Origin of the sequence: Aequorivita aurantiaca (genome assembly GCF_030410135.1) — a bacterium.
GTDB lineage: Bacteria > Bacteroidota > Bacteroidia > Flavobacteriales > Flavobacteriaceae > Aequorivita > Aequorivita aurantiaca.
Map to the genome: position 1 here is coordinate 687,223 of NZ_JAUGQQ010000001.1, position 23,905 is coordinate 711,127.

Consider the following 23,905-nt stretch of genomic DNA (forward strand, 5'->3'; position numbering starts at 1 on the left):
AATGGCTGCAACTAAAATATACGCAATTTATAAGGATGATGACCTGTTGATGCAAGCTGTAAAACAGACTCGCTCAGCGAACTATCATATTTCAGAAGTTTTTACGCCTTTTCCGGTGCACGGTCTGGACCATGCGGTGGGCATTGCACCTACCCGCATTGCAATTACTGCATTTCTTTACGGATTGGTGGGTTTAAGTGTGGCGGTAGCTATGATGAATTTTATGATGATTCAAGATTGGCCCCAAAACATTGGCGGGAAACCGAGTTTTACCTTTTATCAGAACATGCCTGCCTTCATTCCAATTATGTTTGAGCTAACAGTATTTTTTGCCGGGCATTTAATGGTAATAACCTTTTATATGCGAAGCAAGCTATGGCCATTCAAAAAGGCTGAGAACCCAGATCCCCGTACCACTGATGACCATTTTTTGATGGAGGTTGATGCGGAGAACCATGATTTGGAAATGCTAACCAAATTTTTATATGATACGGGTGCATCGGAGATTAGTTTAATTGAAAAAGAGGAAGACCATTAATATGAAAACACTTTTAAACATAGTACTTGCTGTTGTAGCTTCAATTAGTCTGGTTTCTTGTTTTAACGATAAAAAGCCTAACTACCAGTATTTCCCGAATATGTATGAACCAGTACCCTATGAAACCTATGGCGAATATGGTATCTTTCCGAATCAACAACAGGCAATGACTCCACCGGAACATACAGTTCCGAGGGGATATACTCCCTATGACTATGAAAACAGTACTGCCGGACTTGAATTGGCAAAAACCGAGTTGCAAAGCCCCTATGAAGTAAGCGAGGAAAACCTTGTGGTCGGGAGCCAGTTATACACGCTTTACTGTGCTGTATGTCATGGAGATAAAGGTGATGGCAAGGGTATCTTGGCAACTCGAGAGAAATTTTTGGGAATTCCTAGCTTTGCTGATCCGGGAAGAAATATTGTTCTCGGCGGAATTTATCACGTCGAAACGTACGGCCTTAACGCTATGGGATCTTATGCATCACAGACCAGTGAAAAGGAACGTTGGCAAATAGCCATGCATGTAATGGACCTTAAGGCTGCACTAAATGGAAATCCTGGAATGCTGGAGTTATCAAATGCTGGAACTCCTACAGACAGTACTGTGGTTGAAACCAATTTGGCCGAAACAAATAATGCTTCCGAATAGGCACTAAATATAGATTTAAAAGAGAATAGCTAAAGATATGTACACGCTACCAAGAAATTTAAAACTGTTTTCTATTGTTCTGATAGTCTTAGGGCTTGCAGGAATAATCTTCGGGTTTTTGACTACGCCGAAAACTATTGATGATGTTAAAAAAATAATGGCCGAACAAGAAGGCCATCATGGAGATGCTCACCACACTGCAGGCCATGGAGATGGCCAAACTGCTAACTTTGTTGATGAGGCAAGAGGGCAAGAGGGCTACTCCCAAAATGCGATGAAGCATGCCACAGATTTAAACCCTGAAGGTCACGGGGCCACTTCGCACGAAGAACATGTTTTGCACCAATTGCAAACTAGGCCTTGGTCCGCAACATTCGTGGCAGCCTTTTTCTTTATGATGATTGCTTTGGGCGTATTGGTTTTTTATGCTATTCAATTTGCTTCACAAGCCGGCTGGTCTCCGGTCCTTTATAGAATTATGGAAGGCATTACATCATATTTGTTGCCAGGTTCTATCATCGTATTTTTAATTGTTGTTTTTGCTGGCACACATTTTTATCCGTGGCAGGACCAGGATTTGGTGGCGAACGATAAAATACTGCAGGACAAAGCAGGCTATCTCAACTTTCCCTTCTTCATTATTCGAGGTGTAATCTATCTTTTGGGATGGAATATCTATCGTTATTTTTCAAGAAGAAATTCATTGGCTCAGGCAGACGCAAATAATTATGACGCATACAGAAAAAACTTTAAGGCTTCGGTATTTTTCCTCATATTCTTCTTATTGACAGAGGCAACTATGGCTTGGGATTGGTTTATGTCGTTAACGCCGCACTGGTATAGTACTTTATTTGCTTGGTATATTTTTGCAACTATGTTTGTATCTGCCATCACGGTCATTGCCTTGGTTACTATATATTTAAAAAGCCGAGGACTTATTCCTTTCGTCAGTGATAAGCACCTACATGATCTTGCTAAGTATATGTTCGCCTTCAGCATTTTCTGGACATATCTATGGTTCAGTCAATTTATGTTGATTTGGTACGCCAATATTCCTGAGGAAGTAACCTATTTTATTATAAGAATACAGGAGTATAAAGTATTGTTTTTCGGAATGCTTATTCTTAATTTTGTGTTTCCTATTCTGGTTTTGATGAATAGCGATTATAAAAGAGTTCCGTGGTTTGTAGTTATAGCGGCCGTATTTATTTTGGTAGGGCACTATATAGATGTATTCCTATTGGTAATGCCATCCACTGTGGGCCATAACTGGTATTTCGGAATTCCGGAAGTTGCAGCAATACTGTTCTTCTTGGGCCTTTTCATTTTAGTTGTAGGGACCGGCCTGGGCAAGGTTTCTTTAAGGCCGAAGAACGACCCATTTATTAAGGAAAGTGAAAACTACCATTTTTAATCATTTAGTTTAAAGAAGAAATTGTAAAGATGACCGCATTTTTAGTTGTATTAGTACTCATTCTTTTTGGAATCTCTGTTTGGCAGATGAGCCGTATTTTTAAACTGGCCCAAGTAAAGCCAACCATCTATTCCGAAATAGCCACGGATAAGGATAACAATACCCAGGGCTACCTGATGATGGGCTTTTTGGTTTTTATTTATATTCTCACAATCGTTAGCTTTTGGTTATGGGGCGATACCCTTTTGCCAGAATCTGGTTCCGAACACGGTTCGCAGATTGACAACCTTATGCTTATTTCGATGATCCTGATCTTCTTTGTAGGCATTATTACCCAAGCCGTTCTGCATTATTTCGCCTTCATTTATCGTGGCAATAAAGTGGAAAGAGCAACTTTTTATGCCGATAACGATAAGCTGGAATTTATTTGGACCATAATACCTGTAATTACTTTGGCCGGCCTCATTATTTATGGATTGTTTACCTGGACAGATATTATGAACGTGGATAGAGATGATGACCCCCTAATTGTAGAACTTTATGCACAACAATTTAATTGGAAAGCACGCTATGGCGGAAATGACAATACTTTGGGTGATGCCAATGTCCGGCTCATACAAGGGGTGAACCAATTGGGTGTTGATCCCGCTGATCCCAACGGCCAAGATGATAAAATTGTTACTGAACTGCATCTACCCGTGGGAAGAAGGGTATTATTGAAGATGAGATCACAGGACGTACTTCACTCTGCCTATATGCCCCATTTTAGAGCCCAAATGAACTGTGTTCCTGGAATGATTACACAATTTGCCTTTACTCCAACTATTACGACAGAGGAGATGAGACAAAATGATTATATGGTAGAAAAAGTAGCAAATATAAATAACATCCGTTCAGAAAAAAGTAAGGCACTTGCCGCGGCTGGAGAAGAAGCCCTGGAAACATATGAATTTGATTATGTATTGATCTGCAACAAAATTTGCGGAGTCAGCCACTATAACATGCAAATGAAAATTATTGTTGAATCTGAAGAAGATTATAAAGCTTGGTTGGCAGAGCAGCCAACTTTAGCAGAACAACTTAGCAACGAAAATAAATAATTTTAGTTTAAAAATTTATGTCAGCACACGCACAGGTCCACGCAGCAGAAGATCATCACGATGATCACGGACATCATCATAAACAAACCTTTGTAACTAAATATATTTTTAGTACCGATCATAAAATGATCTCAAAACAATATATGATCACCGGTATTTTTATGGGGGTCATTGGTATTTTGATGTCATTGTTGTTCAGATTGCAATTGGCTTGGCCGGATCACAAGTTTACAATGTTCGAAATATTCCTAGGAAAATGGGGGACAGACGGTGTAATGGACCCAAGCGTATACCTAGCCTTGGTTACAATACACGGAACTATAATGGTATTTTTTGTGTTGACGGCTGGCCTGAGTGGAACTTTTAGTAACTTATTGATCCCGCTTCAAATTGGTGCGAGGGACATGGCTTCAGGATTTCTAAACATGGTTTCCTATTGGCTATTTTTCATTTCCAGTGTTATTATGTTGGGTTCTTTATTTGTAGAAGCTGGACCCGCTTCCGCAGGATGGACTATTTATCCGCCATTAAGTGCACTGCCTCAGGCAATACCAGGATCTGGTGCGGGTATGACCTTGTGGTTAATTTCTATGGCAATATTTATTGCCGCATCGTTGTTAGGTTCTCTAAACTTTATTGTAACGGTTCTGAACCTTCGAACAAAGGGAATGTCTATGACAAGACTGCCACTAACTGTTTGGTCATTTTTCTTAACGGCTATTATCGGGGTTGTTTCTTTCCCTGTTCTTTTCTCTGCCGCGTTAATGCTTATTATGGACAGAAGTTTCGGTACTTCTTTCTTTTTATCAGACATATATATTGCGGGAGAAGTCTTGCATCATCAAGGTGGTTCACCTGTTCTGTTTGAGCACCTTTTTTGGTTTTTGGGCCACCCGGAGGTTTATATTGTAATATTACCTGCAATGGGTATTGTTTCTGAAATTATGGCTACCAATTCACGTAAACCAATTTTCGGTTATCGTGCAATGGTGGCATCTCTTTTAACAATTGCATTCCTTTCTACTATCGTGTGGGGCCACCATATGTTTATTTCCGGAATGAATCCGTTTTTAGGATCCGTTTTTACATTCACGACCCTACTGATTGCAATTCCTTCTGCCGTGAAATCCTTTAACTGGATCACCACATTATGGCGCGGAAAATTACAGATGAATGTTGCAATGCTTTGGTGTATCGCGTTCGTTTCTACTTTTATTACGGGTGGTTTAACAGGTATAATTATGGGTGATAGTGCGTTGGATATTAACATTCACGACACCTATTTTATCGTAGCCCACTTTCACCTGGTAATGGGAATTTCTGCAGCATACGGATTTTTGGCTGGTGTTTATCACTGGTTCCCAAAAATGTTTGAGGGAAGAATGATGAACAAAAAATTGGGCTATATCCATTTCTGGGTAACCTCTATTGGAGCTTATGGAATTTTCTTTCCGATGCACTTTGTTGGTTTGGCCGGCCTTCCCCGAAGGTATTACACAAACACCAATTTCCCGTACTTTGATGATTTGGCGGATATAAACGTGGTGATGACTGTATTTGCCATCATTACCATTGCAGTTCAAATTCTCTTTTTATATAACTTCATCCATTCCATGTTCTACGGTAAGATGGGGCCAAAGAACCCTTGGAATTCAACCACGTTGGAGTGGACTGCGGAAGTAAGGCATATCCACGGAAATTGGGATGGTCCTATTCCCCACGTTTACCGCTGGTCCTATGACTATAGCAAGCTCAATAAGGATGAAACTGATTTTGTTATTCCCGGACAGGATTATATTCCTCAACACATTCCCTTACAGGACAATGAGGATGAGTTGGATCATTAACTACATAAACCACTGAAAAATTGATAAATATGCCCTTCACTTATATGAAAGGGCATATTTTTTTCTACTTAATTATTAAGTAGTACCACGTACAATTATTTATTCAGCTATGCCTTATCTTTGTTTCGTTGAGTTAATAGTAAGTAGGAAGTGAGGAGCCTACAAATTTAATTTTATGAAGATCGTCTGAACTAAAATTTGGGCGATCTTCTTTTTGTTTAAGATTATAGTCAATTGCCCATTTTTCTCCCATAAATCTTTACAGAGGATTATGCAGCGTTTCCCTATATTTGTGCTATGAACGAAAACCTTGATCCCACTGGAGAAAACCTATCTCCTCAGGAACTGGACCTTGAAAAAAAACTACGTCCGCTTAGTTTTGACGACTTTACAGGGCAGGATCAGGCTTTGGAAAATCTCCAAATATTTGTACAGGCCGCGAACTTGCGGAGTGAGGCTTTGGACCACACCCTTTTTCATGGACCTCCGGGCTTGGGAAAAACAACCTTGGCCTATATACTAGCCAATGAGTTGAACGTAAACATTCGGGTTACATCTGGACCCGTGCTGGACAAGCCTGGTGATCTCGCGGGGTTGCTTACAAATTTAGAAGAACGCGATGTGTTGTTTATTGATGAAATTCATCGATTGAGTCCCATTGTGGAAGAATATCTTTATTCTGCAATGGAAGATTTTAAGATCGATATAATGATTGAATCCGGTCCCAATGCCCGTTCCGTACAAATCAATCTCAATCCATTTACCCTCATTGGCGCTACAACCCGCTCTGGCTTGTTGACTGCGCCTATGCGAGCTCGTTTCGGAATTTCTTCACGACTGCAATATTACACAACCGAATTGCTAACCACCATTTTACAAAGAAGTGCCGGAATATTGCAAGTTCCTATTACCATGGAAGCGGCCATAGAAATTGCTGGAAGAAGTCGGGGTACCCCACGAATTGCGAATGCTCTTTTAAGAAGAATTCGTGATTTTGCACAAATAAAAGGAAATGGAAAAATAGACGTCCAAATAGCCAAATTTGGGTTGGAAGCGCTTAACGTAGATGCGCATGGGTTGGATGAAATGGACAACCGAATCCTGCGAACCATAATCGAAAAATTCAAGGGCGGCCCAGTTGGAATTACCACAATTGCCACAGCCGTATCAGAAAGCACTGAAACTATTGAGGAAGTATATGAGCCATTTTTAATCCAACAGGGTTTTATTATGCGCACGCCTCGTGGCCGTGAAGTTACCGAGGCAGCCTACAAACATCTCGGAAAACTGAAAGGCCCAACGCAGGGAGGTCTTTTTTAACTTGCCGCATTACCTCCAAAATTCCGAATTTTTTAGGAAGCACACTTCACTAGTAATGGATAACCGCAAAAAACATACGGAACTTATAAAAGCTGAAGCCAAGCGTCTCGGGTTCATTTCTTGTGGAATCAGTAAAGCTGCCTTCCTTGAGGAAGAAGCTCCGCGTTTGGAAAACTGGCTAAAAAACCAAATGAACGGCGAAATGGCTTATATGGAAAACCATTTCGACAAAAGGCTCGATCCCACACTTCTGGTTCCCGGTTCCAAAAGCGTGATTTCTCTATTGCTCAATTATTTTCCATCGGAAATTCAAACCTCGGAAGCCTATAAAATATCGAAATACGCCTACGGTACCGATTATCATTTTGTAATAAAAGATAAACTCAAGCAATTAAGGGAATTTATTTCCGAAGAAATTGGCCAAGTAGACGGCCGAGCATTTGTTGATTCGGCTCCGGTTTTGGACAAAGCCTGGGCGGCCAAAAGCGGATTGGGTTGGATCGGGAAGCACAGTAACCTGCTCACGAAACAATTAGGTTCCTTTTATTTTATTGCTGAACTCATCGTGGATTTGGATTTGGAATACGATCCTCCCACAACCGACCATTGCGGCAGCTGCACGGCGTGCATAGATGCCTGTCCCACCCAAGCAATTGTGGCTGATAAAGTGGTGGATGGTAGCAAATGCATTTCCTATTATACAATTGAATTGAAAAATGAAATCCCCATTTCCGAAAGAGGAAAATTTGACGAATGGATTTTCGGATGTGATGTTTGCCAGGACGTCTGTCCCTGGAACCGTTTTAGTAAACCACACAGCGAACCGCTTTTTAACCCCCACCCCGAACTACTTTCAATGTCAAAAAAGGATTGGGAGGAAATTACTGAAGACATTTTTCAGAAAATCTTTAAAAAAACTGCCGTTAAAAGGACGAAATTTTCCGGATTGACCCGGAATATAAACTTCGTGAAAGATTAACCAAAAGTTTATTCTTTAAATAGAACCCGTTACCTTTGTTGGTTTCTTCGTTCAATTTTTGAAGAATAGGCGCGAAAATCGCAATCATAATTAGATAAACATGAGCAAACAGAGCAAACGCAGAGAAGCCCTTTTATATCACGCAAAACCTAAACCTGGAAAAATACAGGTGGTTCCCACAAAAAACTATTCCACCCAGCGCGATCTTTCATTAGCCTATTCGCCGGGTGTGGCAGAGCCCTGCCTTGAAATTGAGAAAGAGAAGAAAAACGTATATAAATATACCAACAAAGGCAATCTGGTGGCAGTAATTTCAAACGGAACCGCTGTTTTGGGATTGGGAAATATTGGACCCGAGGCTTCAAAACCAGTGATGGAAGGAAAAGCATTGCTCTTTAAAATTTTTGCGGATATTGATGTTTTCGATATTGAAATAAACACCGAAAATATTGATGAATTCGTCGCAACCGTAAAGAATATAGCACCAACTTTTGGAGGAATAAACCTTGAGGACATAAAGGCTCCCGAAGCTTTTGAAATTGAAAGAAGGCTAAAGGCTGAACTGGACATACCCGTTATGCACGACGATCAGCACGGAACGGCAATAATTTCAGCGGCAGCTTTGCTGAATGCCCTGGAATTAACGGGAAAAAATATTGAAGATGTAAAAATTGTTATCAGTGGCGCGGGCGCCGCAGCGGTTTCCTGCACTCGATTGTATAAGGCTTTTGGCGCAAAGGCAGATAATATTGTAATGTTGGACAGTAAAGGGGTGATTCGGCAGGACCGAGAAAATCTTTCCGATGAAAAGGCTGAATTTGCTTCCCACCGAAAAATAGACACTTTGGAGCAAGCAATGATAGATGCCGATGTGTTCGTCGGTCTTTCTGTAAAGGATATAGTTTCGCCCAATATGTTGCTCAGCATGGCTGCAGACCCAATTGTTTTTGCAATGGCGAATCCCGATCCCGAAATAGAATATGACCTCGCCATTAAAACCAGAAAGGATATAATTATGGCAACTGGCCGCAGTGACCATCCAAATCAGGTAAACAATGTGCTAGGATTTCCTTTTATTTTCCGTGGCGCTTTGGATGTGCGTGCTACAAAAATTAATGAAGCCATGAAAATGGCGGCGGTGAAGGCATTGGCAGATCTTGCCAAGGAACCTGTGCCAGAGCAGGTAAACATTGCATATGGCGAAACCAAACTTGCATTTGGAAGAGATTACATAATCCCAAAGCCTTTTGATCCGAGACTTATAGCCGCCGTGCCCCCTGCTGTGGCCAAAGCTGCTATGGAAAGTGGCGCGGCCACAGCGGAAATTGTAGATTGGGAAAAATATCAAGACGAACTGTACGAACGAATGGGTAGCGACAATAAAATCGTACGGTTACTATTAAATCGGGCAAAATTAAATCCGAAACGAATAGTTTTTGCAGAAGCCGATCAATTGGATGTTTTGAAGGCCGCACAAATTGTTTTTGAAGAAGGTATTGGAATTCCCGTACTGCTGGGCAGAAAGGACATCATTCTTGAATATATGCAACAGTTGGATTTTGATGCGGAATTAGAGATAATCGATCCAAAAAGTGATGAACATTCCGATAAGTTACAGCACTACGCCCAAAAACTATGGGAAAAGCGAAGAAGAAGTGGCATCTCACTTTACACCGCCGAAAAACTAGTTCGCGAACGAAATTATTTTGCCGGAATGATGCTTGATTTAGGTGACGTAGACTGCATGATTTCGGGCTATTCCCGTTCATATCCTTCAGTGGTAGTGCCTGTGTTTGAAACTGTGGGTAGGTTTGAGGGGGTGTCAAAAGTTGCTACCACCAATTTGATGTTAACTAAACGTGGCCCCCTATTTTTTTCCGATACTTCCATAAATATTGATCCATCCGCAAAGGAGCTGGCAAAAATTGCCCAAATGACTAATTATACCATGAAAATGTTTGGGCTGCAACCTGTGATTGCAATGATTTCTTATGCAAATTTCGGTTCTTCCAAAGACGTCCATGCCACCAAGGTTCGCGAGGCAGTTTCACTCCTGCACAAAAGCAATCCAGATATGATTGTAGATGGAGAACTGCAGGCAGATTTCGCCCTGAACCCAGAATTGCTTCAAAAGAAATTTCCCTTTTCCAAATTGGCAGGCAAAAAGGTAAACGCCCTCATCTTTCCAAACCTGGATTCAGCCAACAGCAATTACAAATTGTTGAAAGAGCTCAATAATGTTGAATCTATCGGTCCCATTATGTTGGGAATGCGCAAACCAGTGCATATTTTACAGCTGGGAGCCAGTGTTGAGGAAATGGTAAACATGAGTGCTGTTGCGGTTGTGGATGCCCAGCAAAAGGAGAAGCGGGAACGGGATTTAAAGCGCAATTAGTAAGGTTATTTTCACATCAACATTTTACCAAAAACCCCAATGGCTGTTGCAAATATTTATACTATATTTGAGCCTTTTAGTTTTCGTTAACATATGATAACCCATATTCAGGGCAGACTAGTTGAAAAAAATCCAACCGACGTAGTGATAGATTGCAATGGAGTAGGATACTTTATCAACATTTCTTTGCACACATTTTCTGAAATTCCACCAAATGAAAATGTTAAACTGTACACACATTTGCTTGTTCGGGAAGATGCCCATACGCTGTACGGTTTTTCCAGTGTTGCGGAACGTGAAATATTTAAGTTGCTGATCAGTGTCTCCGGAGTGGGAGCCAGTATCGCCAGAACAATGTTGTCGTCATTAGCACCGGAACAGGTTTTGGATGCCATTTCAACAAATGATATTGCAACAATACAATCTATAAAAGGAATAGGAGCCAAGACCGCCCAACGGGTAGTATTGGATTTAAAAGATAAGATTTTAAAAGTGTATGGCTTAACGTCTATTTCTGCCGGAGCAAGCAATACGAACAAGAATGAAGCGTTATCTGCTTTGGATACTTTGGGCTTTGTTCGCAAACAGGCTGAAAAAGTGGTAGATGCGATTGTTAAGGAGGCGCCACAGGCTTCGGTAGAAATGATCATTAAACAAGCTTTAAAAAATTTGTAAAATTTGAAGGCAAAAAATTACGTTTACAAGAATAGCTTCTTTAAGCTTATAGTAATAATAAGTTTCATAATGGCTGGCCAAGCATCGCTGGCACAGGATTCAACAGCAGTGGGGAACGAAATGGGAAGGATGGATCTTCCAACTCCCGCCAGCATCCAGGATTTATATACCTATGATCCCATTACGGACCGCTATATTTACACCCAAACCTTGGGAGGTTTCAATATTACCTATCCTATTATTCTTACTCCCCAGGAATACCAGCGCCTCATACAAGAGGAACAGATGAAGGATTACTTCAAACAGAAAATTGATGCAGCCGACGGCCGCAAGGAAGGATCTGAGGAACAACAGAAAAATTTATTGCCAACCTTTTATGTGAATTCAAATTTCTTTGAATCCATTTTTGGGGGAAATACAATTGAAGTAATTCCTCAAGGTTCCGTGGAAATGGATCTCGGTCTGCTTTACACAAAACAGGATAATCCCGCATATTCCCCACGAAACCGAAGCAATTTTTCCTTCGATTTTGACCAGCGAATTAGCTTAAGCCTTTTGGCGAAAGTGGGAACAAGACTTCAGGTTACCGCAAATTATGACACTGAAAGCACCTTCGATTTTCAAAACCAAATAAAACTGGAATACACACCAACGGAGGACGATATAATTCAAAAAATAGAAGTCGGAAATGTGAGCATGCCGCTGAACAGTTCGCTCATTCAGGGTGCGCAAAGTCTTTTCGGGGTGAAAACCCAACTTCAGTTTGGCAAAACCACCATTACAGGAGTATTCTCCGAACAAAAGTCCGAAACACGAACCGTGACTGCGGAAGGTGGAGCCACTATTACGGACTTTGAACTTTTCGCGTTGGATTATGACGACAACCGTCACTTCTTTTTATCACATTATTTTCGGGATAATTATGATCGCGCATTAAAGCAATATCCTTTCATTAACAGTAATGTTCAAGTTACCCGAATGGAAGTTTGGATCACCAACCGGACCAGCCGTACGGATAATGTTCGAAACATTGTGGCATTGCAGGATATTGGGGAATCGGATCCAACCAATATCGGATTGACAACTCCTCCTGGGGGCTTTATTCGGGCAACCCGAAATGCCTACCCAGACAATACTAACAACCTATTTAATCCATTTGGAATAAATGGCGGAGCGCCTTCACTGTTAAACCCTGCAATCCGAGATATTGCGAGTGTTCGTCAGGGTTTCACAGGAGTACAGGTTAGTGAAGGTATTGATTATGTTACCCTGGAAAATGCACGTAGGTTGGATCCGGGAGAATATTCCCTAAACTCACAGCTGGGATATATTTCCTTAAACCAACGATTGACAAATGATGAAGTTTTGGCCGTTTCATTTCAATTTACTGTAAATGGAAAAGTATATCAAGTGGGTGAATTCTCAAATGATGGGGTTGAAGCAAACGGAGGCACAAACAACAATAACGGCGGGGGCAACAACCCACCCGGTGGTGAAGTTGGCCTAGCGCAGAACCTTGTAGTAAAGCTATTGAAAAGCAGTATCACCAACGTTCAAGAACCGGTATGGGATTTAATGATGAAGAATATTTATCCTATTGGCGCCTACCAACTTGAAAAGGAAGATTTTAGATTGAATATTTTATATACAGACCCATCACCCCTCAATTATATTGAGCAGGTGCAGGGTGGTCCAGAACTCCCGGATGATGTCAAGGATCAAATTCTGCTGAAGGTATTTAATCTTGACAGATTAAATTTTACGAATGACCCCGTTCAGGATGGTGATGGATTTTTCGATTTTCTTCCAGGTATCACGGTTGATGCACAAAACGGAAGAATCATTTTCACCACGGTGGAACCTTTTGGGGAACACCTTTTTGAGAAATTGGACGTGCCCGCTGTTTCGGCAAACTATGACCTTCCCGCTACTTACAACGCAAATCAGTCCAAATATGTTTTCCGCACCTTATATACCAGCACCAAAACCCAAGCAGAACAGCAAGAAAGTGAGAAAAATAAATTTCAATTAAAAGGAAGCTATAAATCCACAGGAGCTGATGGAATTCCAATTGGCGCTTTCAATATTCCACAAGGTTCGGTTACCGTTACCGCAGGCGGAAGAACGTTGGTTGAAGGTGTTGATTACACCGTTAACTATCAACTTGGAAGAGTCCAGATTTTAGATCCTGCGTTGTTGAACAGCAATATACCTATTTCGGTAAGTACCGAAAACAATTCGCTTTTTGGCCAACAAAGCAAGCGATTTACAGGTTTGAACGTAGAACATAAATTTAGTGATAAACTATTGGTGGGGGCAACCTATCTAAATTTAAATGAACGTCCGTTGACCCAAAAGTCTTCTTATGGCGTTGAACCTATCAATAACAGTATTTATGGAATGAATGTGAATTATGCCACAGAAGTTCCATTCCTTACTAGAATGGTAAACCACCTTCCAAACATTGATACGGATGTGGAATCGAACATTTCCTTACGTGGTGAATTCGCCTATTTAAACCCCGGTGCGCCAAAAGTCTCAGAGTTTGATGGAAAAACCACCGTATATGTGGATGATTTTGAAGCTTCGCAAACAGGCAATGACATTAGTACTCCATCCAGTTGGTCTCTGTCCAGTGTGCCTATTGGTTTGGGTGGCGAGTTGGCAAATGACAATTTAGGGTATAACTATAACCGCGCAAAATTGGCATGGTACACAATTGACCCAATATTCTACAGTACGCAAAGGCCTGAAGGAATTAATGATGAGGATTTATCATCTCCCTTCACGCGTCGTGTTTTTAGAGACGAAATATTTCCGGAGCAAGATATTATTCAAGGACAAACACAAGCCCTTTTTACTCTGGACCTGGCATATTATCCATCCATTCGAGGCGAATACAACTATAACCCAGCGGCGGCCGGAGGCAATACACTTCCGAATCCGGAAGATCGTTTCGGCGGAATAATGCGCCCATTGACAACAACCGATTTTGAAAAGTCCAATGTAGAATACATTCAGTTTTGGGTTATGGATCCCTTTATATATGAGGAGAATAACGGAAATCCAGGCGGGTCCCTAAATTTCAACCTTGGAAGCATTTCTGAAGATGTATTGAAGGACGGAAGAAAGCAATATGAAAATGGACTTCCAAAGGACGGAAGCGATGACAATACCACAAGCACTGCATGGGGTAAAGTGCCCACCAACCAATCTTTGGTCTATACTTTTGATTCTGATGGGCAGGAGCGAATAAACCAGGATATCGGTTTGGACGGTCTGGATAATTCTGACGAAGGTGCGCAATTTCCAGCTTTTGCCGGTTTGCCCGATCCCGCAAATGATGACTATCAATATTTTCTGCAAGCAGATGGAAGCATATTGGACCGGTACTTAAAATATAACGGAACTCAAGGCAACTCGCCTGTGGAAGTGTCAAACACCAATCGAGGCAGTACCGCCCAACCTGATGTTGAGGATATAAATCGTGACAATACCATGAACACGATTGACAGTTATTTTGAATACAACGTTCCCTTATTCCCAGGAATGAATAGGGACAATAACAAGTACATCACGGATGTTAAAAGCCAGCAAGTAACAACACCCGATAATAATACCATTGATGTGCGATGGATACAGTTCAAAGTGCCGATTAGCAAACCGGACCAGGCCATTAATGGAATTTCTGACTTTAGATCTATCCGATTTATGCGAATGTTCATGTCGCAATTTTCACAGAACACGGTTTTGCGTTTCGGGACCATGGAATTGATTCGTGGCGACTACCGAAGATTTGAAAAAACGCTTGACAACGTAACCTTTGAAGACCCTGCAAATGACGACACTCTCTTTGAAGTGGGGTCCGTCAGCATTGAAGAAAATGAAAATAGAGAGCCAATTCCATACGTGTTGCCTCCAGGGCTTCAGCGTGAGCAGTTAAACAACAATAACAATATTATTCGCGAGAATGAACAATCTCTTTCGCTGCGTGTCTGTGGCCTAGAGCAGAATGACGGCCGCGCCGTATATAAAAACTTCAATGTGGATATGCGCCAGTATAAAAACCTGGAAATGTTTATCCATGCCGAATCCATAATAGACAATACCAATTCAACTGAACTTCAGAATGGACAACTGGTTGCCTTTATGCGTTTGGGGAATGACCTTACCAATAACTACTATGAAGTTCAGATTCCGTTGAACCCGACAAATTTTGGTGCAAGAACTGCCGAAGAAATTTGGCCCGTTGCCAACCGGATAAACTTGCCGTTGGAATTACTTCAACAAATAAAAACAAAGGTACTTGGCGATCAAAGTTATGATCAGACCGTTGTAAACTTTTTCAATCAATCTGAACTTGGCGCAGGCCCCGCGAATGGAGAAAACGAAATGAGGATAGGGATTATAGGAAATCCAAGTTTCGGAAATGTAAGAACTATTATGTTGGGGGTTCGTAACAGCACAAATAACGAATTGTGCGGTGAAGTTTGGTTCAACGAACTAAGAATGTCTGAACTGAAGAACGAAGGAGGCTGGGCAGCAGTTGTAAGTATGGATGCCAACATTGCCGATTTTGCGACTATTAGCGCCACGGGAAAAAGAAGCACTATTGGTTTTGGATCCTTAGAGCAAGGGCCGAACCAAAGAAGCCGTGAAGATCTTCAACAATATGGTTTAGTTACCAATTTAAATCTTGGTCAACTATTGCCGAAAAAATGGGGAGTGCAGGTGCCATTCAACTATGGTCGATCAGAGGAATTAATCACGCCACAGTACGACCCAGAATTCCAGGATATTGAATTGGAAACAAGATTGGACAATGCCGAAGACGAAGAGGATAAAGAGCGAATAAAGAACCAATCGGTGAATTACACTAAACGGGAAAGCGTAAACTTAATAGGCGTGCGAAAGGAAAGAACGGGCGATTCCAAAGCGCGCGTTTATGACATAGAAAATTTTACCGCGTCCTTCTCCTACAACCAAACGGACCACCACGATTTTGAGGTGGAAGATGCGCTGGAACAAAACGTTAGGGCGGGTGCAACCTATAATTATAATTTCACCGCAAAACCCATTGAACCTTTCAAAAAGAATGACTCCTTATTTACCGGTCAATATTGGCGATTCCTGAAGGATTTCAACTTTAATTATTTGCCTACAAATATTTCCGCGAGTTCCAATATTACCAGGCAGTATAACGAACAGAAATTTAGGGAGCTTGATTTGGAAGCTGGAAATATTGGTCTGCCCAGATTGTACCAACGCAATTATCTTTTTGACTGGCAATATACCATCAATCACAACCTCACCAAATCCTTGCGTTTAAACTTTACCTCTTCGAGCAATATGATCGTAAATAACTATTTGAGTGATGACGGTATAGTTAACAATGAAATTGGCGTTTGGGATGACTTCTTCAATGTGGGCGATCCAAACCAACATTTCCAATCGCTACAGTTAAATTATGATTTGCCATTCAGCAAATTCCCGTTCCTGAAATTTATAAGAGCGACCTATTCCTATACGGGCGATTATCAGTGGCAGCGCGGTAGCGAGCAATTCAACAATATTCCTATTGAGCTTAGTGACGGTACCGTAAACACTTATAATTTAGGAAACTCCATCCAGAATGGAAGTACACACCAGATTAATTCTAATTTGGATATGAACGGTTTTTATCGATACATCGGCCTAACAAAAATCAGAAAGAGTAAGACTAGAGCTTCAGCAGAAGGAGGAGGCAATGAGAGGGAAAATCGAGAAGCGAAATTGGAAGCAGAGGAAAAAGGATCACTCTCCAACGCAAAAACCGGATCGCCGAGCGTGCTTGGCAGAGGTGCCGGCGCTGAAGGCGGTTTAAATGCTGGTGACAAGGCCCTGAACACGGCCATCGGTTTTGCAACTATGTTGAAAAAAATACAATTGAACTATCAGGAAACCAACGGTATTTATTTGCCAGGCTATATTCCATCCATCGGTTTTATCGGTACTCTTAAACCAACCGCCGGATTTGTTTTCGGAAGCCAGGCAGAGGTAAGGGAATTGGCCGCGGAAAAAGGTTGGTTAACCTTATATCCGGAATTTAATGAGCAATATACTGAAGTGGAAAGCCGCCAATTGGATGTTCAAGCCAATTTGGAACCAATAAAGGATTTGACCATTGATGTAAACGGAAGCAGGATTTATTCAGAAAATTATGTGGAGAACTACATTGTTCAGGATGGCCTGTACAACTCGCTTACACCAAATACTTTCGGGAATTTCAACATTTCGACCATTCTAATTAAAACGGCTTTCAGCACGAGCGACGAAGTTAGTTCTGCGGCATTCGATGATTTCCGTAGCAACCGAATTACAATCGCCAATAGGCTGGCGGAAGACCATTACCAAGGTCGCCCGATTCCTCGCGATTCCCTTGGCTTCCCTATAGGCTTTGGCCGAAACAGTCAGGATGTTCTTTTGCCATCATTTCTTGCGGCATACAAAGGCACGAATGCTTCAAAAGAGAAAACAGGTATTTTTAGGGATGTTCCGCTTCCTAATTGGGACATTAAGTACACCGGATTGATGAACATCCCGTGGTTTAAGAAGAACTTCAAGCGTTTCTCGCTTGCGCATGGCTATAGGGCTAGTTATACTGTAAACCAATTTCAGTCCAATTTGGATTATGACCCCAACAACCCTGAGGCGCCAGATCAATCCGGCAATTTCAAGGTAGAGACTTTATTGACGAATGTAAACCTGACAGAACAGTTTTCGCCGTTGTTGCGTATGGATTTTGAAATGAACAATTCAGTGCAGATATTAGCAGAAATGCGAAAGGATCGTGCGCTATCCATGAGCTTCGCCAATAATTTATTAACCGAAATTAAAGGAAATGAATATATTATTGGGCTTGGGTACAGAGTTAAGGATTTGCGTATTTCCACCAACTTCGGCGGGAAAAAGTCAGTCATAACAAGTGATCTGAACTTTAAGGTGGATCTTTCAAGAAGGGATAATATAACAGTAATTAGGTATTTGGATATTGAGAACAACCAAACTACGGCAGGACAAACCATTTATGGCGCACAATTGTCCGTTGATTATGCCCTGAGCAAAAATCTAACGGCCCTGTTCTATTACGACCATACCTTTTCTAAATATGCCATCTCCACGGCGTTCCCGCAAACAACTATTAGAAGTGGTTTTACCCTTCGCTATAACTTTGGAAACTAAAATTTTTATATTGAATTTGTTATGAATATACCATCTAATTTAAAATACACAAAGGACCATGAATGGGTTCTAATTGAAGGTGATTTGGCTACAGTTGGCGTAACCGATTTTGCACAAGGTGAACTTGGCGATATTGTATATGTTGAAGTTGAAACTGTAGGCGACACTATGGAAAAAGATGAAGTTTTCGGCACGGTGGAAGCCGTAAAAACAGTATCAGATTTGTTTTTGCCGCTTTCAGGGGAAATTATTGAATTCAACGAAACCTTGGAGTCTGAGCCTGAAAAGGTAAATACTGACGCCTACGGAGCAGGGTGGATGATAAAATTGAAAATTTCAAACCCCAATGAAATTGCAGATCTTTTAGACGATGCCGCATATAAAGCACTTATTGGCGGATAAACCACTTTTGTTTATTGCCCTATTATATAGTTGCGCCATCTCAATTCTTTTTTTTATACCCAACCCAGAATTGCCGAAAGTCCATTTCTCTGCAATGGATAAAGTTGCGCACAGTTTAATTTATTTTATACTGGTAAATCTTTGGATGTTATATCTGTTCATAAAAAACAACTTTATATTTAGCAATAGATGGATATGGATCGTGCTGCTTTCAGTATTGTTGTATGGCATAATAATTGAGATATTTCAACAACTTTTAACCACATCCCGCAGTGCAGATATTATGGATGTAGCCGCCAACCTTGTTGGTTCAGTAATTGGCATCTATTTTTTCAGAAGCATTAAAAATAAATTTAAAGTTTAAAATTTCGATTAAGTTTTAGATTGAATGATAATTTCTATATTTTAGCAACAAGTTAAACTCACTATTATGGAACCCAAAAAAAATCCGAAAGCAGACGTTAGTCGAAGGAGCATGCTCTTTTTCCAACTCGGAATGGTTGTTATGCTTTTTCTAGCTTGGCAAGCAATTGAATGGAAATCTTATGATAAATCCGATACTGATTTCGGAAAACTTGATGTAGGGGAAGACCTTGAAGAAGAAATTCCAATTACCCAACAGTTAACTCCTCCACCGCCACCGCCACCGCCACCGCCAGCTCCGGAAGTGATAGAGGTGATGGAAGATGAAGTTGAAGAAGAAGAAACCGTAATTGAGTCTACTGAAGCCAAACAAGATGAAAAAATTGTAGAGGTAAAGGAGATTAAGGAAGAGGTGGTTGAAGAAGAAATTGCCGACGTTCCTTTCGCAGTTATTGAAAATGTGCCAATCTACCCAGGTTGTGAAAATGAAAAAGGGAATGATGCAAAAAAGAAATGCATGTCTTCAAAAATCAGTGAGTTTATCAACAAAAAGTTTGATACTGATTTAGCCTCAGATCTTGGTCTTGACGGCCGTCAGCGAATCGCAGTTCAATTTAAGATTGATAAAAATGGTAGGGTAATAGATGTTCGCGCACGCGCTCCGCACCCAAGATTGGAAAAAGAAGCCGTTAGCGTGGTACAATCATTACCAAATATGACTCCTGGAAAACAACGCGGAAAACCGGTTGGAGTACTTTACTCTCTACCTATCGTTTTCGATATTCAATAAAAAATTTTTAAAACTTTTTACAAACCCTGTGTTTGCTTGAGCAAATACAGGGTTTTTTCATTTTGGCACAACAGTTGTAAATCACAGAATTTAACCTTTTAAATTCCAAATTATGAAAGCAACATCCCATAATGCCCGTAACAAAAGAGACGAAAAAAAACAGATTAACATCAAATGGAATTCACGATTGTTTTTCCAGATGGGAGTCATCGCCAGTTTATTGGCAGTTTTCTTTATAATGCAAACCGATTTTGAAATGAGAGTGGCCGAATTTAAACCACCAACATCCGACGGTCTTGAGGAGCCACCTTTCAAAAACTATGTAATTGATTTGGATATACCAAAACCCGCTGTACCAGTTAAAAAAGTAAGTGCAAAACTACCGAAGCCAAAGGTCGTACCATTCAATACAGTTGTCGTAAAGCCAAACAACACTACAGATGCTGAAACCCCAATTGATGTAACAGACAATCCAATAATGGAGGCACCTGCCGTAGTAAAGCCCACTACACCGGCTGAGGACAATACTCCTAGAAACATGATAAATGTTGAGTTTGTCCCTGTTTTCCCTGGTTGTGAAACTTATGGTTCAAACGCGGAAAAAGTAGCATGTATGTCTTCCAAGATCAATCATTTTATAAATGAAAACTTTAGAAAGGAAGTGTTAGAAGATCTAAAGGCCAACGAAACCTATAAGATTTATGTGAATTTTAAAATAAACGCCCAGGGCTTTGTGACTGATGTTAAAGCACATAGCCACAGTGGAAAATTAAAGAAAGAGGCGCAACGTGTTGTAAACACACTTCCCGTTATGAAGCCGGGAAGGCAAGGCTCCAAAAATGTAGATGTGGTTTATACCGTTCCCATCACTTTTAAAATTAAATAGCATTTTTTCAATGCATGGCGGGCTCCCATAAAAAGGGAGCCTTTTTTGAATTTCGTCATTATAAAAAAACAGTATCTTTCGGCACTAAACAGTTAAACCCCGATGAAACAGTTTTTATTTCTTTCCTTTTTTCTCATTTCAGTATTTTCCTTTGCGCAAGTAACTTCGGCTCAATATGAAAAATATCCAGTTTTTGCAGAATGTAAAAAGGTGGAGGTAACGGTTCTGGAAAGTTGTTTTATCATTACCCTGCAACAATTCATTTTCGACAATTTTCAAGTTCCGCAAAAGGTGTTTACTGAAAAGTATGTTGGAAATGTAAATGTACTATTTGAGGTAACAAAAGAAGGCGAATTCAAAGTTTTGTATGTTGATGGAATTTATGATGAATTGAAAGAGGAGGCAAGGCGTGTGTTTGCGTCGCTACCAGAAATTGAACCGGCCACATATAACGGCGCGCCAACTTATGTACAGTTCACCCTTCCCATTGCAATTCCTTTGGTTGCACCGGGGAAAAGCATCGTCCATAATTCTGAAATTCCTATGAATGAAAGAGAGCTACTAGTTGATGAATATGATCAAATTGAAAACCTTCCTTATGAAAATGAAGAGTATAAAAGCAACATAAACATTCCGCTTTCCCATCACAATTACAGCCTTTTTGATCCGGCAATTAACCGCGTGGGACTTAACAACCACACTGCCCAAAAGCCATACGTTTACAGTGAAGTAAATAAATATTACGATTTTGAAGCCGCAAATAAGGAAATATTAAAAAACAAAACTTCATGGTTTGGCCGAAAACTCTGGAACGAACATCTGGTTACCATCAAAGGAGAGGATTATTGGTTAACGCTGGACGCCGGAGTGGACCTGCAAGCAGGAAAGGATTTTGACGCGGATATAGATACTTATAACAATACCCGTTTGGTGTATACGCAAGGGAGCATTGGCAAGCAACTTGGCTTTTTCGGTGTTATTTACGAAAGCCAAGGCCGCTTTGCAGATTATTTCAACCGCTATGCCGAATCCATACGTCCCGACGGGGGCAATCCGGCTATAATTCCGGGACGCGGCATTGCAAAGCAATTCAAGTCTGACTCTTATGATTATCCCATTGCCACGGGCCACATTTCGTATACACCTTCAAAATATTTCAATATTCAATTGGGGCACGGCAAGACATTTCTGGGAGATGGCTATCGTTCATTATTTACCAGTGATAATACCAGCCCGTATCCATTCTTCAAAATAAATACCACCTTTTGGAAATTGAAATACACAAACACGTGGATGTCACTTCGGGATGTACGCCCCGAAGTAACGGAGGACGGTTCTTTCCGAACAAAATATATGGCGAATCACTATTTAAGCTACAACATTACCAAACGATTGAATATTGGCCTTTTTGAATCGGTCATTTGGCAAAATGACAATGATCGTGGTTTCGATTTCAACTATCTCAACCCCATAATATTTTACCGCGCCATTGAATTTTCCACTGGCTCCAGGGGCGGTAATGCCTTGATTGGAATTAGTGCGAAATATAAAGTTAATGACCGTATTAATGCGTATGGCCAATTAATTATTGATGAATTTTCCAGTAGCGATGTTTTTGGCGGAGAGGGTAGTTATAAAAACAAAACCGGCTATCAATTGGGTATAAAATATTATGACGCTTTTGGCCTGAAAAATCTTTATTTGCAAACGGAATACAATAGAGTTCGGCCGTATACCTATTCCCACAATACGGTAGTGCTGAATTATGGCCATAACAACCAGTCCATGGCCCATACGCTTGGCGCCAATTTTTCTGAATTTATAGCCATCGCGCGTTACCAACGTGGGCGAATTTTTGGCGATGCAAAAGTCATTTTTGCCAAACGTGGCTTTGAATTCAACACTCCCGAAGATTCAAAATTTTACGGAGGAAATATTTACGGAAGCGAGGACAATAGAATTTCTGATGATGGAAATGAATTGGCCCAAGGTAACACCACCAATTTTTTCCACACGGAACTGCAGGCTGGCTATATTATAAATCCGGCTACCAATTTAAAGATTTACGGCAGCTTAATTTTTAGGGATTTTGATCCGGAGGTTGATACGGAAACCATATTCAAAAATCAAACAATGTGGGTGAATTTTGGAATCCGGACGGATTTATTCAACTGGTACTACGATTTTTGATCGGGTTGCGGTAGAATTAATGATGAGTAGATAATTCTAAATTTTAATTCTTTTCTTTTTGCTCTTGTTCCTTCATCATTTTCTCTACCTTTTCACGTGCCTTTCGATTTTTTTCCGCATTGCTATCAATTGAATTACGCTCCTCAGCGACATTCTTATATACCATTCTCAAAAAGGCATCTGTACTAATGAAGCCAGAACCATAGCCTTTGGCGTCATATTCCTGAGTTATATCAGTCATCTTGGCCACTTCCTCTTCTGATTTTTTATTTGCGTAATGCGTGTAAACTCTTTTGTAAACTGTGGTTAGCATATTCGTTCCCGTCTGAAGATCTTTAAAAGTGGCAATATTTCCATGACCGGGAATAATTTTCGTATCCTCATTTATGATGTTGAGAGCCTTTTCCATGGCGCTAATATTGCCCATCAAACTGCCTCCATTTTGCTCATCAATAAATGGATATTTCCCATTGAAGAAAACATCGCCGGTGTGAAGCACATTGCTGTCCGTAAAATAAATCATTGCGTCGCCATCAGTGTGGGCGTTGTGCACGTGGAAAACATAAATTTTTTCACCGTTGAAATGAAAGGTAAGATCCTCTGAAAAGGTTACCAAAGGAAGGGCATCCTCGGGCATTTTTTTTGTTTCCTTTCGCATTACCTCCAAAAGTCTTTTGCGCACATTTTCATGGGAAAATAATACCGTTCCCGATTTCGCCATTCCGGCATTTCCGCCGGTGTGGTCCCCGTGGAAATGGGTGTTCACCAAAAACCGAACAGGTTTATCACTTATCTTTTTTATGTCCTTTTGAATCTGTTCAATTTCCTCCGCAAATTGATCGTCAATCATGAATACGCCGTCATTGCCAACACTCAGCCCAATATTTCCGCCATTGCCCTGCATCATGTAAATTTTGTTGCTCACTTTTATAAGTTTATTACTGGCCTTCTCGCCGGTATCTGTTTGTGCATATGAATTTATTGCAATTAGAAAAAGAAAGCTGGAAAGGATTGCTTTGGAAAACATAATTTTTTTGGATTTAAAAGTGGTTGAAAATACTAAAAATGCCGAAATATAAAGAACATTGTCAAGAATATATTGCGGAAAAATTACAGGAAGCGTATCTTTGTCC

Annotated in this window: 16 protein-coding genes; 15 read left to right on the top strand and 1 reads right to left on the bottom strand. The window is 40.7% G+C overall.

The window, feature by feature from the left end; all coding sequences use genetic code 11:
- The first annotated feature begins 1 nt into the window (after position 1).
- From QRD02_RS03140 to QRD02_RS03210, 15 genes are all read left to right on the top strand, one after another.
- The gene (locus QRD02_RS03140; protein ID WP_290253439.1) at positions 2–538 is read left to right on the top strand and encodes a DUF3341 domain-containing protein; all 537 of its coding nucleotides are present in this window, start codon (positions 2–4) and stop codon (positions 536–538) included.
- 1 nt (position 539) lies between these two features.
- A complete protein-coding gene (locus QRD02_RS03145) occupies positions 540–1,190 on the top strand; it encodes a c-type cytochrome (RefSeq protein WP_290253440.1) in 651 nt (216 codons plus the stop codon).
- A 37-nt stretch (positions 1,191–1,227) separates the two neighbouring features.
- Positions 1,228–2,604 (top strand): quinol:cytochrome C oxidoreductase, encoded by a 1,377-nt coding sequence (locus QRD02_RS03150; RefSeq protein ID WP_290253441.1) that lies wholly within the window; start codon positions 1,228–1,230, stop codon positions 2,602–2,604.
- A gap of 29 nt (positions 2,605–2,633) precedes the next feature.
- Positions 2,634–3,704 carry a cytochrome c oxidase subunit II gene (locus QRD02_RS03155; protein WP_290253442.1) on the top strand — a complete coding sequence of 357 codons (1,071 nt, stop codon included), beginning with the start codon at positions 2,634–2,636 and terminating at the stop codon, positions 3,702–3,704.
- A 17-nt stretch (positions 3,705–3,721) separates the two neighbouring features.
- Positions 3,722–5,551, top strand: coding sequence for a cytochrome c oxidase subunit I (locus QRD02_RS03160; protein WP_290253443.1), 1,830 nt, complete (start codon positions 3,722–3,724; stop codon positions 5,549–5,551).
- 297 nt (positions 5,552–5,848) lie between these two features.
- Entirely contained in the window at positions 5,849–6,871 is a 1,023-nt protein-coding gene (gene ruvB / locus QRD02_RS03165) for a Holliday junction branch migration DNA helicase RuvB (RefSeq protein ID WP_290253444.1), read from the top strand.
- A gap of 55 nt (positions 6,872–6,926) precedes the next feature.
- Positions 6,927–7,850 carry a tRNA epoxyqueuosine(34) reductase QueG gene (gene queG / locus QRD02_RS03170; RefSeq protein WP_290253445.1) on the top strand — a complete coding sequence of 308 codons (924 nt, stop codon included), beginning with the start codon at positions 6,927–6,929 and terminating at the stop codon, positions 7,848–7,850.
- Between the two features lie 100 nt (positions 7,851–7,950).
- A complete protein-coding gene (locus QRD02_RS03175; RefSeq protein ID WP_290253446.1) occupies positions 7,951–10,245 on the top strand; it encodes an NADP-dependent malic enzyme in 2,295 nt (764 codons plus the stop codon).
- A 93-nt stretch (positions 10,246–10,338) separates the two neighbouring features.
- Positions 10,339–10,920: a Holliday junction branch migration protein RuvA gene (gene ruvA / locus QRD02_RS03180; protein ID WP_290253447.1), complete on the top strand. Its 582-nt coding sequence runs from the start codon at positions 10,339–10,341 to the stop codon at positions 10,918–10,920.
- 69 nt (positions 10,921–10,989) lie between these two features.
- Positions 10,990–18,141: a T9SS outer membrane translocon Sov/SprA gene (gene sov / locus QRD02_RS03185; protein WP_290253448.1), complete on the top strand. Its 7,152-nt coding sequence runs from the start codon at positions 10,990–10,992 to the stop codon at positions 18,139–18,141.
- Between the two features lie 21 nt (positions 18,142–18,162).
- A complete protein-coding gene (gene gcvH, locus QRD02_RS03190) occupies positions 18,163–18,543 on the top strand; it encodes a glycine cleavage system protein GcvH (protein WP_290253449.1) in 381 nt (126 codons plus the stop codon).
- 94 nt (positions 18,544–18,637) lie between these two features.
- Positions 18,638–18,907, top strand: a complete 270-nt coding sequence (locus QRD02_RS03195) for a VanZ family protein (protein ID WP_290253450.1) — start codon at positions 18,638–18,640, stop codon at positions 18,905–18,907.
- A 66-nt stretch (positions 18,908–18,973) separates the two neighbouring features.
- A complete protein-coding gene (locus QRD02_RS03200; RefSeq protein ID WP_290253451.1) occupies positions 18,974–19,696 on the top strand; it encodes an energy transducer TonB in 723 nt (240 codons plus the stop codon).
- A 112-nt stretch (positions 19,697–19,808) separates the two neighbouring features.
- On the top strand, positions 19,809–20,582 hold the full coding sequence (locus tag QRD02_RS03205; protein WP_290253452.1) for an energy transducer TonB: 774 nt from the start codon (positions 19,809–19,811) through the stop codon (positions 20,580–20,582).
- Positions 20,583–20,684: 102 nt separating this feature from the next.
- Entirely contained in the window at positions 20,685–22,772 is a 2,088-nt protein-coding gene (locus QRD02_RS03210) for a gliding motility protein RemB (RefSeq protein WP_290253453.1), read from the top strand.
- Positions 22,773–22,815: 43 nt separating this feature from the next.
- On the opposite strand, the gene QRD02_RS03215 is transcribed toward QRD02_RS03210, so the two are convergent.
- Positions 22,816–23,799 (bottom strand): MBL fold metallo-hydrolase, encoded by a 984-nt coding sequence (locus tag QRD02_RS03215; RefSeq protein ID WP_290253454.1) that lies wholly within the window; start codon positions 23,797–23,799, stop codon positions 22,816–22,818.
- Positions 23,800–23,905: the final 106 nt, after the last annotated feature.

Bases quoted from the DNA above. Each gene is read 5' to 3' on its own strand.
- QRD02_RS03140 (WP_290253439.1), top strand. From the start codon at position 2: ATGGCTGCAACTAAAATATACGCAATTTATAAGGATGATGACCTGTTG.
- QRD02_RS03145 (WP_290253440.1), top strand. From the start codon at position 540: ATGAAAACACTTTTAAACATAGTACTTGCTGTTGTAGCTTCAATTAGT.
- QRD02_RS03150 (WP_290253441.1), top strand. From the start codon at position 1,228: ATGTACACGCTACCAAGAAATTTAAAACTGTTTTCTATTGTTCTGATA.
- QRD02_RS03155 (WP_290253442.1), top strand. From the start codon at position 2,634: ATGACCGCATTTTTAGTTGTATTAGTACTCATTCTTTTTGGAATCTCT.
- QRD02_RS03160 (WP_290253443.1), top strand. From the start codon at position 3,722: ATGTCAGCACACGCACAGGTCCACGCAGCAGAAGATCATCACGATGAT.
- ruvB (WP_290253444.1), top strand. From the start codon at position 5,849: ATGAACGAAAACCTTGATCCCACTGGAGAAAACCTATCTCCTCAGGAA.
- queG (WP_290253445.1), top strand. From the start codon at position 6,927: ATGGATAACCGCAAAAAACATACGGAACTTATAAAAGCTGAAGCCAAG.
- QRD02_RS03175 (WP_290253446.1), top strand. From the start codon at position 7,951: ATGAGCAAACAGAGCAAACGCAGAGAAGCCCTTTTATATCACGCAAAA.
- ruvA (WP_290253447.1), top strand. From the start codon at position 10,339: ATGATAACCCATATTCAGGGCAGACTAGTTGAAAAAAATCCAACCGAC.
- sov (WP_290253448.1), top strand. From the start codon at position 10,990: ATGGCTGGCCAAGCATCGCTGGCACAGGATTCAACAGCAGTGGGGAAC.
- gcvH (WP_290253449.1), top strand. From the start codon at position 18,163: ATGAATATACCATCTAATTTAAAATACACAAAGGACCATGAATGGGTT.
- QRD02_RS03195 (WP_290253450.1), top strand. From the start codon at position 18,638: ATGGATAAAGTTGCGCACAGTTTAATTTATTTTATACTGGTAAATCTT.
- QRD02_RS03200 (WP_290253451.1), top strand. From the start codon at position 18,974: ATGGAACCCAAAAAAAATCCGAAAGCAGACGTTAGTCGAAGGAGCATG.
- QRD02_RS03205 (WP_290253452.1), top strand. From the start codon at position 19,809: ATGAAAGCAACATCCCATAATGCCCGTAACAAAAGAGACGAAAAAAAA.
- QRD02_RS03210 (WP_290253453.1), top strand. From the start codon at position 20,685: ATGAAACAGTTTTTATTTCTTTCCTTTTTTCTCATTTCAGTATTTTCC.
- QRD02_RS03215 (WP_290253454.1), bottom strand. From the start codon at position 23,799: ATGTTTTCCAAAGCAATCCTTTCCAGCTTTCTTTTTCTAATTGCAATA.